The sequence below is a fragment of the Solwaraspora sp. WMMD791 genome (assembly GCF_029581195.1).
Lineage (GTDB): Bacteria > Actinomycetota > Actinomycetes > Mycobacteriales > Micromonosporaceae > Micromonospora_E.
The window spans coordinates 5,720,633-5,732,909 of the sequence record NZ_CP120737.1; the positions used below are offsets into that span (position 1 = coordinate 5,720,633).

Genomic DNA, 12,277 nt, shown 5'->3' on the forward strand with positions numbered 1-12,277 from the left:
CGTTGTCCACCATGATCGCAACTGACACACCGGTCGCCGTCACGGCACGGTTCTGGAACCGTACCCGGATCACCGGGGCCGGCCTGGTCGCGGCCGGTGCCGTCGCCGCGGCTGTCTTCGGCGCGCTCGCCGACCCGCAGGAGGCCCGGTTCACCCTGAGCGAGACCGCCGGCGGCGCGGCGCTGCGGATCCCCGGCACCGTCGGCGCGGTGCTGTTCGGCCTGATCGCGCTCGCCGCCGGGGCGGTGCTGCTCAGCCCGTACGGCCGCTGGTACAAGTCGCTGCTCGCCGTCGGCGTCGTCGGCTTCGTGCTCAGTTTCCTGTGCTGGCAGATCTCCACCGCGCCGACCGGGCAGAACTTCATGCCGATGGTCAACATGGTGCGCGGCACGTTCCTGCTCGCCCTGCCGCTGATCTTCGGCTCGCTGGCCGGGGTGCTCTGCGAACGCTCCGGTGTGGTCAACGTGGCCATCGAAGGCCAGCTGCTGATGGGTGCCTTCGCCGGCGCGCTGATCGGCACCATGTCCGGCAACGTCTGGGTCGGGCTGATCGCCGCCGCGTTCGGCGGGGCGTTCATCTCGCTGCTGCTGGCCCTGTTCGCCATCCGCTACCTGGTCGACCAGGTGGTCATCGGCATCGTGCTGAACCTGTTCGCGGTCGGCCTGACCGGGTTCCTCTACGAGCGTCTCATGCAGACCGACCAGCCGGCCTACAACCAGCCGCCGCACTTCGGCACCTGGGAGATTCCGCTGCTGTCGCAGATCCCGGTGATCGGGCCGGCGCTGTTTCGCGGCAACATCTTCCTCTACCTGGCGCTGATCCTGGTCGTGGTGATCAACGTGGCGCTGTTCCGGACCCGGTGGGGGTTGCGGACCCGGTCGGTCGGCGAACACCCGATCGCCGCCGACACCCTCGGTGTCCGGGTGCTGGGGTTGCGCTACCGCAACGTGCTGCTGGCCGGCATGGTCGCCGGGATCGGCGGCGGGTCGTACACCCTGCTGCTCTACTCGTTCACCAAGAACATGATCGGCGGCAAGGGCTTCATCGCCCTCGCCGCGATGATCTTCGGCCGGTGGAGCCCGACCGGGGCGCTGCTGGCCTCGCTGTTCTTCGGCTTCGCCGACCAGCTCGGGGCCTATCTGGGGGCGATCAGCAGCGCCATCCCGAGCCAGTTCCTGGCGATGCTGCCGTACCTGGCGACGCTGCTCGCGGTCGCCGGACTGGTCGGCCGGGTACGGGCGCCGGCCGCCGACGGCAAGCCCTACATCAAGGCCTGATCAGGGCCGGCTACCGTTTACTACTGGCCGGTCAGGTTCGTGGCGGGGGTGCCCGACGGGCACCACCCGCGGCGGGTGGTCGGGTGGTGGTGTCGGTAGCCGGCACAGGGGTCGAGGAGGGCAGTCGTGGAGATCGACTGGGTGGAGTTGCGGCGGGCCGCGACCGAGGCGATGCGGCACGCGTACGCGCCGTACTCGAATTTCCCGGTCGGCGCGGCCGCCCTGGTCGACGACGGCCGGGTGGTCGTCGGCTGCAACGTGGAGAACGCCGCGTACGGGGTGGTGCTCTGCGCCGAGTGCGGCGTGGTCTCGGCTCTGCACAGCAGTGGCGGTGGCCGACTGGTGGCGCTGTCCTGCGTCGGTGGTGATGGCCAGCCGCTGATGCCGTGCGGGCGCTGCCGGCAGCTGCTGTGGGAGCACGGCGGGCCGGAATGCCTGGTCGAGGCGTTGCCCGAGCCGCTGACCGTGGCCGAGTTGCTGCCGAACGCGTTCGGACCGGCGGACCTCGCGGCGGCGGCCCTGGCTCCCGGCGGCGGTGCCGAACGGGGCACCGGGCGGGGTGCTTCCGGCGGACACCGGGTCGGCGTCGAGCACGTCGGGCGGGCCGACGCCGCCGGTCGGCCGGTGGTGGCACCGGACACCGCCGTACCGGCCCGGTTGGCCAAGTGGCGGGGCCGGGGCACCGTCTTCGTGCATCCGGACTCGGCCGGCGGGGAGCTGGTCTGGACCGGTTACTGGGAGCGGTCGGAGTCCACCGGGGAGGTGACCGGCTCGGGCATCCTTGAGGAGGCGCCCAGTTGGCCGTCGCCGCAGTCGGCGGTGGCCTGGGGCCGGGCCCGTACCCACCGGGTGGTGGTGGTCGACGCCGACGGGGCGGTCTCCTGGGCCGGCGAGGGCGACCCGCCCGCCGAGGTCAGCGCCCGCTGGGCCGGCTGACCGCCGGCTCGCGCTGCACCGGTCGGCCCTGGACCGGTCGGCCCTGGACCGGTCGGTCCTGCACCGGCTGGCCCTGCACTAGCTGGCCCGGTGCCGGCGGTGACCGCCCGTCCTGCGTATCGTCCCGTTCCCCTTCCGGGATCCGTCGAGATCTCGGTCTTTTGTAAAGGTATGACCGAATTGTCGAACGACAGCTCAAAGATCTCCGGCGTCGTGGACGTGATCCGGACCAAGCGCGACGGTGGCCGACTCAGCGACGCACAGATCGACTGGACGATCGCCGCCTACACCCGGGGCGAGATCGCCGACGAGCAGATGTCCGCGCTGGCCATGGCGATCCTGCTGCGCGGCATGGACACCGCCGAGATCGCCCGGTGGACCGCCGCCATGATCGCCAGCGGGGAGCGACTCGACCTGTCCGGCGTACCCCGGCCCACCGTGGACAAGCACTCCACCGGCGGTGTCGGTGACAAGATCACCCTGCCGTTGACCCCGCTGGTGGCCGCCTGCGGGGCCGCCGTACCGCAGCTGTCCGGGCGGGGACTCGGCCACACCGGCGGTACGCTCGACAAACTCGAGTCGATCCCGGGCTGGCGGGCCGAGGTGACCAACGCCCAGTTCGTCAGCCAACTCCGCGACGTCGGCGCGGTGATCTGCGCGGCCGGCGACGGGCTCGCCCCGGCCGACCGCAAGCTGTACGCCCTGCGCGACGTCACCGGTACCGTCGAAGCGATTCCACTGATCGCCAGTTCGATCATGAGCAAGAAGATCGCCGAGGGCACCGGCGCGCTGGTGCTCGACGTCAAGGTCGGCACCGGCGCGTTCATGTCGTCGGTCGCCGACGCCCGCGAACTCGCCCGCACCATGGTCGACCTGGGCCACGCGCACGGCGTGCGTACGGTCGCCCTGCTCACCGACATGTCCACTCCGCTGGGCCGGGCGGTCGGCAACGCCGTCGAGGTCACCGAATCCGTCGAGGTTCTCGCCGGTGGCGGCCCCGCCGACGTCATCGAACTCACCTTGGCGCTGGCCCGCGAGATGCTCGACGCCGCCGGGCTGCCCGACGCCGACCCGGCGGCGGCGCTGCGCGACGGCCGGGCGATGGACACCTGGCGGGCGATGATCGCCGCCCAGGGCGGCGACCCGCACGCCCCGCTGCCGGTCGCCGCCGAGGCGGAGCTGATCCGCGCCGACCGGGACGGCTACGTCGCCGCCGTCGACGCCCGGCTGATCGGGCTGGCCGCCTGGCGGCTCGGTGCCGGCCGGGCCCGCAAGGAGGATCCGGTCAGCGCCGCCGCCGGCGTGATCCTGCACCGGCGGCCCGGGGAGGCGGTCCGCGCCGGTGACCCGATCGTCGAGCTGCGCGCCGACGACCCGGCCCGCATCGCCGACGTGGCACCGGACATCGTCGCCGCGATCGGGCCGGCCGGCGCGATCCGACTCGCCGACCAGCCGCCGTCGGCACCGGACCTGGTGCTCGAACGGATCGACTGAGCCGCCACGACCGCGCCACACCCCGTACCGGACACCCCTTGTCGTGGTACCCGTGACAGAACGGATATCCTCCCTCGCCGGGGGGTTCGTCCAGGAGAGCAGCCGACGCCGACTAGCAGGGAACGAAGCCTGTGATCGTACTCGCTCCTGACCCCCGGGCCATCCGCGCGGAGAGTCTCGACGAGCTGCGTCGGCTCCGCCTACCACTGCCCCCGGACGGGTTCCCCCTGGTCTGGGAGCCGGGCGACGGCGTCGAGCTGCGGCCCACCCCGGAGATCGAGGCCCGTACGGCGATCCTGCACCTGGTGCTGGCCCGCTGCTTCGGCATGCCCCCGCAGGCCGCGATGAGCTGGCTGCTCCACTCGCACCTGGTGGAGCTGGTCACCCCGCCGGAGTGGCAGTTCGTCATCGGTGGCCGGGGCGACCACCGGTCGTTCGTCCTGCACCACGACGCGATCTTCGCCCTGGCCTGGGTGCTGGGCCTGACCCGGCACCTGGACCCGGTCGCCGCTTCCGACGAGCGGCTGATGGCGCTGCTGCCGAACCTGCCGGCCGGCGAGACGTTCGCGCAGTGGCGGTCCCGGACCCTGGTCGCGCCCCGCGATGCCGCCGAGGCGGCGGTGCTGCTCGACTTCTACTACTGCCTCGACTGGGGGTACCTGGAGGCGGAACGACGGGGCGACCCTCTGCCCGGCGTGGTGGACGCCAACGCGATCGGGCAACGGCGCTGGGCCCTGGAGTGGGCGGTGATCTTCCACGGCCCGTACCACGACCCGCCCGCCGGCTGGGAAGAAGTGGACCTGTCGACGTGACCGACCAGTCCGGTGGAAGCGCTCAGCGCACCTGGTAGGTGGTCAGCCGTACCGCGACGGTGACCTCGACCGGATCGGGCAGCGCGGCCAGCGCCGCCGGCCCGGCCGGATCGGTGTGCCAGGCACTCGGCCCCATCCGGATCACCGTGTCGGCGTCGCGGTGGGTCAGCGGCAGCGGCTCGCGCACCGTCCGCCGGGACACCTCGGTGAAGTGCTCATCCAGCGTGGCGGCCAACCGGTCCTCCTTCGCCGGATCCACCCCGAGCAGCCCGAGTGCCCGGACGAGTTCACCGAGATGCTCCGGCAGCGGCGTGACCACGAGCAACTTCCCGCCGGGGCGCAGCACCCGGGCGAACTCGGCGCCGTTGCGGGGGGCGAACACGTTGAGCAGCAGGTCGGCGCAGCCGTCGGCCACCGGCAGCCGACGCCAGGTGTCGCACCGGACGGCGGCGGCCGCCGGATGGGCGCGGGCGGCCCGCCGTACCGCCGCCTTGGAGATGTCCAGCGCGAGCCCGGCGGTGCCGGGCAGCGCGTCCAGCACCGCGGCCAGGTGGAAACCGGTGCCGGCACCGGCGTCGATCACCAGCGGGGCCGGTCCGGTCATCGACCCGGCCGGGTGCAGCTGCGTGGTCGCGGCCCGCACCAGACCGGAAGTGATCGCCGCGAAGTGGCCGGCACGCAGGAACTCGTCCCGGGCCGCGATCATCTGCGCGGTGTCGCCGGTGTGCGGCACCCGACCGGTGAGCAGGTCGACGTGACCGTGCCGGGCGACGTCGAAGCTGTGCCCGGCGGCGCAGCGCAGCGTCCGGCCGGCGTCGTCGGCCACGAACGGCCCGTGGCAGACCGGGCAGCGCAGGTACGGCAGCACGTCGGCAAGCATCCTGGTCATCCTGCCGGCCCGCGTCCCCGCCGGTACGGGCGGGTCGACCTACTACCCTCCAGCCATGACGGTTGTTTCGTTGGCGGAGATCGTTCGGGCGCCGAAGGCGTTGTTGCATGACCATCTGGATGGGGGGTTGCGTCCGGAGTCGGTGGTGGAGTTGGCCGATGAGGTGGGTCATGTGTTGCCGGTGACGGATCCGGTGGAGTTGGGTCGGTGGTTCGTGTCGGCGGCGGATTCGGGGTCGTTGGAGCGGTATCTGGAGACGTTCGCGCACACGGTGGCGGTGATGCAGACGGAGTCGGCGTTGTTCCGGGTGGCGTCGGAGTGTGCGGTGGATCTGGCGGCGGACGGGGTGGTGTACGCGGAGGTGCGGTTCGCGCCGGAGCAGCATCTGTCGCGGGGGTTGGGGTTGGGTCAGGTGGTGGAGGCGGTGGTGGCGGGGTTCGCGGACGGGTGTGCGCGGGCGGCGGCGTCGGGTCGGGTGATCCGGGTGGGGACGTTGTTGACGGCGATGCGGCATGCGGCGCGGTCGCAGGAGATCGCGGAGTTGGCGGTGCGGTACCGGGATGCGGGGGTGGTGGGCTTCGACATCGCGGGGGCGGAGGCGGGGTTTCCGCCGACGCGTCATCTGGATGCGTTCGAGTATCTGCAGCGGGAGAATTTTCATTTCACTATTCATGCGGGTGAGGCTTTTGGGTTGCCGTCGATCTGGCAGGCGATTCAGTGGTGTGGGGCGGATCGGTTGGGGCATGGGGTGCGGATTGTGGATGATGTGGAGGTGGGTGCTGGTGGTGTGGTGAGGTTGGGGCGGTTGGCGGCGTATGTGCGGGACAAGCGGATTCCGTTGGAGTTGTGTCCGTCGTCGAATGTGCAGACGGGGGCGGTGGGGTCGATTGGTGAGCATCCGATCGGGTTGTTGCGTGATCTGCGGTTCCGGGTGACGGTGAATACGGACAATCGGTTGATGAGTGGGACGTCGATGTCGCGGGAGATGTGGTTGTTGGTGGAGGCGTTCGGGTGGGGGTGGTCGGAGTTGCGGTGGTTGACGGTCAACGCGATGAAGAGTGCGTTCATCCCGTTCGACGAGCGGTTGGCGATCATCGACGACGTCATCAAACCGGCGTACGCGAAGCTGATCGGCTGACGCGGGTGATCGACTGAGTCGCGACTCGGGCGCGGCCGGCGGGATCGACGAGTGGATCGAGCGGTGCCGTCGACAGATGGTGTGCTCGGTGGACTGTGGTGACTCATCTCACCGGCGGTCGTGCCGGCACCGGTCGCCGGATCCACCGTTCGGGCCATCGGTGCCCGCCGCCCGGTTGGCGCCCCGTCGCGGTTCGCCGAGATATCGGCACGTCCTGAGGGGTGGCGACGCGGGGGGAGTGAGGGCGTACGATGGCTCGTCGCACGGTCGTGGGCGGGGCTGTCCCGCAGGCGATCCAGCGGGAAGTGGCGATTACTGAGAGTGCTCGCTACAGTGCGAATTGTTGTTGGCTGGGATAACCATCGGATCACACTCGCTGTGACAGACCACCTGGGCTTTCTCTTTGCGTGGTGTCGTGATGGAATCTCGGGGGTCCGATCCGCCCGGGTCGGCCGATGGGCGGTGCCCGGTGCATCCCGCCGGCACCGATGAGGAGGGCGGTGACGTGAGCGAGCGGCCGAAGACGGCAGATTCCTTCCTGTCGCGTCTCCGCCGGCCGGTGGGCCGGCTCAATGATCTGCCGATCTGGTCGAAGCTCGGTCTGATTATGATCGTGCCGACCCTGGCCACGATCGTCGTCGGCACCAATGGCCTCATCGGCCACCTGGAGACCGCGAGCAACGCGTCGCAGGCGCGCACGCTGTCCACCCTCGCGGCGGCCTCCGGCGACCTGGTGCACGACCTGCAGAACGAGCGGGCCGCGGCAGTGCTGCTGCTGGGCACCGAGAACGCCGAGCTGCAGGAGCGCTACCTCGGCGTCTACAACGCGCTGCACGGCGAGGTCGAGCAGGCCCGTACGCCGTACTCGCAGCGCCGCGCGGAGCTGACCGACCTGCCGGTCAACTTCCGTAACCTGCTCTCCCGCATCGACCAGAACCTCGCCGACCTGCCCGGGGTGCGCAGCCAGGTGGTCAACAGCGCCACCGCCGACGGGACGTTCCGGCTGACCGAGGCGGCCCGCGCGTACGAGGTGCTGCTCAGCGACCTGCTCGACATTCGCGACTCGGCGGCCCAGCTGGCCAGCGACACCGAGCTGAGCGACCACATGCGGGCCGCCGCCTCGCTGGCCCGCAACAAGGAGTTCCTGTCCCGGGAGCGGGTGGTGGTGCTGCGGGCGTTCAGCCAGGACGCCCTGACCCCCGCACTGCGGACCGACTACATCAGCACCCGGGCCGGTCAGTCCCAGTCGCGGCAGAGCTTCGAGGCCGCCGCCACCCAGGACGACCTGGAGTTCTACAACCAGACGGTGGCCGGTCCGGCACTGCGGGAAGCCGACACCTACGGCGGCTTCATCCGCGGCCAGAGCGAAGAGTCGATGCGGGACACGCCCTTCGACGCCGACGCCTGGGACGCGGCGCTGATCGGCCACGCCGACCTGATCCGTACGGTCGAGCAGAAGATCGACAGCGACGTCGTCAACGAGGCCACGATCCTGCGCGACGAGGTCCAGCAGCAGCTCCTCGTCGAGACGATCCTGCTGCTCGTCGTCCTGCTCCTGGCGATCCTCTTCGCCGCCCTCGTCGCCCGGTCGATGGCCCGCTCCCTGCGGGAGCTGCGCCAGGGTGCGCTGGCGGTCGCCCAGTACGGCCTGCCGCAGGCCGTCGCCCGGCTGCGCGACCCGCAGGTCACCGCCCAGACCTCCCCGGTGCAGCTGGCCAACCAGATCGCCGAGCCGCTGCCGGTGCGCAGCAAGGACGAGTTCGGCCAGGTGACCGAGGCGTTCAACGCCGTCCACCTGGAGGCGGTCCGGACCGCCGCCGAGCAGGCAGCGCTGCGGTCCTCGGTGTCGACGATGTTCGTCAACCTGGCCCGCCGGTCGCAGATCCTGGTCGACCGGCTGATCGGTCACCTCGACCGGTTGGAGCGCGGCGAGGAGGACCCGGACCGGCTGAGCGAGCTCTTCCAGCTGGACCACCTGGCCACCCGAATGCGGCGCAACGACGAGAACCTGCTCGTTCTCGCCGGCGCCGACTCCACCCGGGTGCAGCGCGAACCGGCGGCCCTGATCGACGTGCTCCGGGCTGCGCAGTCCGAGGTCGAGCACTACACCCGGATCGAGTTCGGGGTCGTCGACCGGGACATCGAGGTCGCCGCGCATGCGGTCAACGACCTCGTGCACCTCGTCGCCGAGCTGTTCGACAACGCGACCGCGTTCTCGCCGCCGGACTCGCACGTCATGGTCGAGGCCCGTCGGGTCGGCGACCGGGCCGCCCTCTACGTCGAGGACCGCGGCATCGGCATCAGCGGTGACCAGCTACGTGACCTCAACGAGCGGCTGGCCAACCCGCCGATGGTCGACGTCGCGGTGTCCCGGATGATGGGCCTGGTCGTGGTCGCCCGGCTGGCCAACCGGCACGGTGTGAAGGTCGAGCTGCGCCCAGCGACCGATCGCGGCACCATCGCCGACGTCACCCTGCCGACCGCTGTCCTGATCCCCCGGGCGCTGGCCGGCCGGACCGGCCCCAGCGCGTTCGGATCCGGCGGTACGGAAGCCCCGGCGGTCGCCGGCCACCAGCAGTTCGGTGCACCCCTTGCGTTGGAAGGCAGCGGCGCGCCGGGCAGCGGCCTGCTCGGTGGCCAGCCGAGCGAGCCGCCGGCACCGGTCGGCCCGCCGCCGCGCCCGTTCGAGCCGGCGCCGCTCAACGGCGGTGCCACCAAGCCCGCGACGCCGCGTCCGATGCCGGCCTGGTCCGACCTGACCGGGGCGACCAACGGTACGAACGGCGCCAACGGTGCCAACGGCGCGGAGATGTTCAACGCACTGCCCACCAACGGCCAGCGCACCGACCCGCTGCCGCAGCGCCGCTCGAACGACCACTGGACGGTCGACGGCGAGGTCACCGGTGCCGCCCCGACCAGCGGTATCCCGCGTCAGATCCCGGCGTCGCCGGAGACCCAGGGGCAGTCGAGCCACCACCCGGTGAGCGGTCAGCCGTACGTACCGCCGGTCTCCGCGCCGCCACCGGTGTCGGTCCCGCCGGTCTCCGCGCCGCCGGTCCGCCCCTTCTCCGCTCCGCCGGTGCCGCAGACTCCGGCTGCCCAGCAGCCGACCGCCTACCAGCAGCCCACCGGCTACCAGCAGCAGGCACCGTTCCAGCGGCCGCAGCAGCCGGCGCACCAGCAGCCCGCGCCGCAGCAGCCGGTCGGCCCGCCGCAGTCGGCCAACCCGCCGGGTGCCGCACCGCCCGCCTGGCCGCCGGTCGCGGCCGACCGCGACGCGGTCGCCCCGCCGGTGCCGGAGAAGCTCGCCGCGGCCCTGGACATGACGGCGGAACTGCCGAGGGTCACCCGCACCAGCGGCGACAACTCGGTGACGGCACCTCACCCGGTGGTGTCGCCGCAGAACGCGGGGCCGAAGAAGTTCGCGGACGAGACCATGGAGTTGCCGATCTTCCGCGAGCTGGAGTCGGCCTGGTTCCGCACCCGCCGACCCACGGCCGAAGAGGCCCGGGCTGCGGCGGCGGCGATGATCAAGCCGTCCGGTACTGGAGCCACCTCCACCGCGACGACCCAGCCGATCGCCAAGGTGGACACCAGCCGACCCGCGCCCCCGGAGGCAACCACACCCGCGCCCACCCCGGCGGGGGCCGGAGCCGGCAACTCGTCGCTGCCCCGGCGTCCCGAGCCGGTCGCTGCGGCGTCGCGCTCCACCGGCGGTAGCGGCAGCGACGGGCGGACCGGGAGCTGGCAGACGGCCGCCGACGACGGCTGGCGTGCGGCGAGTGCCGCCGCCGAGGTCTCGGTGGAGGAAAAGACCCAGGCGGGACTCCCGAAGCGGGTTCCGATGGCACAACTGGTACCTGGTGGCGTAGAGAAGGCCACAAGTTCGGTGCAGCGTCGTACCCCTGAAGCGGTCCGTGGGCTATTGTCCGCGTACCACCGTGGAGTGCAACGTGGCCGGACACAGCCCAAGGACGACCACTCGACCAACCCGGGGGCGACCCCGGGAGGGCAGCAATCCTCGCAGGCTGGCAAGGAGCATGAGGGATGACAACTACGCAGGATCTCGGTTGGTTGCTGGCCAACTTCGCCGACCGCGTACCCGGGGTCGCTCACGCGATTGCGGTGTCGGCGGACGGTCTGCTCCTGGCTGCGTCCCGGGACCTTCCCCGGGACCGGGCTGACCAGCTCGCGGCCATCGCCTCCGGCCTGGTCAGCCTCACCCAGGGCGCGGCCCGCTGCTTCGAGGGCGGTGCAGTGCTGCAGACAGTGGTCGAAATGGACAACGGCTTCCTGTTCCTGATGTCGATCTCGGACGGCTCGTCGTTCGCGGTGCTGGCCGCCCGCAGCTGCGACGTCGGCCAGGTCGGGTACGAAATGGCGTTGCTCGTCGACCGCGTCGGTGACGCGCTGACCCCGGCGCCCCGTACGGCCGCCGGAATGCTGGGCTGACCACACGGACGAGGTCGGTGCCGGTCCTACTGGACCCGCGCCGGCCGGTAGGAAGAACTGAACACTACGAGCTCCCGACGGGTGGGGCTGTGGCAGGACGAGAGGGGGTGACGGCAGATGACCGAACGTGATGAACCTACTGGCGCGTTGGTCAGGCCGTACGCCGTTACCCGTGGTCGTACCCGGCCAAAGCTGGAAATCGCTCTCGAGGCTCTCGTGGAGACAACGGTGCGTGGCCGGTCCGCAGGCGCCACAAAGGGCGGCACGGGCCGGGAGCACCAATACATTGCCGCGCTGTGTGACGGCCGGCTGCAGTCGCTCGCGGAGATCGCGGCGCGGATGCAGCTTCCACTCGGAGTAGCCCGGGTCATCATCGCGGACATGGCCTCGGACGGCCTGGTCGCGGTGTACGAGCCGACATCCCTGGACGACACGAACGACGCGGTGGGCACGGAACTGCTGGAGAGGGTGCTGAGTGGACTTCGCAGGCTCTGACATGGCGCACCGCCCCATGGCCGGGCGAGTGACATCGGCGAAGATCGTGATCGCCGGTGGGTTCGGCGTCGGCAAGACGACGCTGGTCGGCTCGGTCTCGGAGATCACGCCACTGACCACCGAGGCGATCATGACCTCGGCTGGCGTGGGCGTCGATGACACGCGACAGGTGCCGGGCAAGACGACCACGACGGTCGCCATGGACTTCGGACGGATCTCGATCGACCGGGACCTCATCCTTTACCTGTTCGGCACGCCGGGCCAGACTCGTTTCTGGTTCATGTGGGACGAGCTGGTACGGGGAGCGATCGGTGCCGTCGTGCTCGTCGACACCCGTCGACTCGCCGACTGCTTCGCGGCGATCGACTTCTTCGAACACCGTCGGCTGCCCTACCTGGTGGCGATCAACTGCTTTGACGGCATGCAGTACCACGATCCGCAGGACGTGCGGGACGCGCTGGCGATCTCCAGCGACGTACCCGTCGTGCCCTGCGACGCGCGGAACCGCGAGTCGACGAAGCACGTGCTGATTTCGCTGGTCGAGTACGTGCTGACCATGCGTCGTCAGCGCGCTGTCGCGCCAGCCTGACCAACCCCCGGTCGCCGCGCCCGCCACCGTCACCGGCGGCACCTCACAGGTGCCGCCGGTACTGGCGTTTCACCGTCGCGGTCGGGCCGAGTGACAGCGGTCCGCGCTGCCCGGCACGCGGTGCGGTAGGTGACCGGCTTCAGCGACCCCGGCACCCCGGCACGCGCTGCCCCACGCCGGCACCCGCCGCCGCTG

At 71.2% G+C, this 12,277-nt stretch carries 10 protein-coding genes; 9 read left to right on the top strand and 1 reads right to left on the bottom strand.

The genetic code is table 11. From position 1 onward, the window contains the following. The first annotated feature begins 2 nt into the window (after positions 1-2). The 4 genes from O7623_RS25725 (at position 3) to O7623_RS25740 (ending at position 4,519) form a co-directional block, all read left to right on the top strand. Positions 3-1,277, top strand: coding sequence for an ABC transporter permease (locus O7623_RS25725; protein ID WP_282225536.1), 1,275 nt, complete (start codon positions 3-5; stop codon positions 1,275-1,277). Between the two features lie 126 nt (positions 1,278-1,403). Continuing rightward, a complete protein-coding gene (locus O7623_RS25730; protein WP_282225537.1) occupies positions 1,404-2,213 on the top strand; it encodes a cytidine deaminase in 810 nt (269 codons plus the stop codon). A gap of 171 nt (positions 2,214-2,384) precedes the next feature. Further along, positions 2,385-3,707 (top strand): thymidine phosphorylase, encoded by a 1,323-nt coding sequence (locus tag O7623_RS25735; RefSeq protein WP_282225538.1) that lies wholly within the window; start codon positions 2,385-2,387, stop codon positions 3,705-3,707. 131 nt (positions 3,708-3,838) lie between these two features. Then, a complete protein-coding gene (locus tag O7623_RS25740; protein ID WP_282225539.1) occupies positions 3,839-4,519 on the top strand; it encodes a DUF4272 domain-containing protein in 681 nt (226 codons plus the stop codon). A 22-nt stretch (positions 4,520-4,541) separates the two neighbouring features. On the opposite strand, the gene O7623_RS25745 is transcribed toward O7623_RS25740, so the two are convergent. Next, positions 4,542-5,399, bottom strand: a complete 858-nt coding sequence (locus O7623_RS25745) for a putative RNA methyltransferase (RefSeq protein ID WP_282225540.1) — start codon at positions 5,397-5,399, stop codon at positions 4,542-4,544. Between the two features lie 64 nt (positions 5,400-5,463). On the opposite strand from O7623_RS25745, the gene O7623_RS25750 reads away from it, so the two are divergent. From O7623_RS25750 to O7623_RS25770, 5 genes are all read left to right on the top strand, one after another. Continuing rightward, on the top strand, positions 5,464-6,546 hold the full coding sequence (locus O7623_RS25750) for an adenosine deaminase (RefSeq protein WP_282225541.1): 1,083 nt from the start codon (positions 5,464-5,466) through the stop codon (positions 6,544-6,546). A gap of 505 nt (positions 6,547-7,051) precedes the next feature. Next, complete coding sequence (locus O7623_RS25755; RefSeq protein WP_282225542.1) at positions 7,052-10,597, top strand: nitrate- and nitrite sensing domain-containing protein; 3,546 nt, start codon at positions 7,052-7,054, stop codon at positions 10,595-10,597. Then, complete coding sequence (locus O7623_RS25760) at positions 10,594-10,998, top strand: roadblock/LC7 domain-containing protein (RefSeq protein ID WP_282225543.1); 405 nt, start codon at positions 10,594-10,596, stop codon at positions 10,996-10,998. The genes O7623_RS25755 and O7623_RS25760 overlap by 4 nt, the downstream gene beginning before the upstream one ends. A 117-nt stretch (positions 10,999-11,115) precedes the next feature. Continuing rightward, positions 11,116-11,493, top strand: coding sequence for a DUF742 domain-containing protein (locus tag O7623_RS25765; RefSeq protein ID WP_282225544.1), 378 nt, complete (start codon positions 11,116-11,118; stop codon positions 11,491-11,493). Position 11,494: 1 nt separating this feature from the next. Beyond that, entirely contained in the window at positions 11,495-12,082 is a 588-nt protein-coding gene (locus O7623_RS25770; protein ID WP_123605491.1) for an ATP/GTP-binding protein, read from the top strand. Positions 12,083-12,277: the final 195 nt, after the last annotated feature.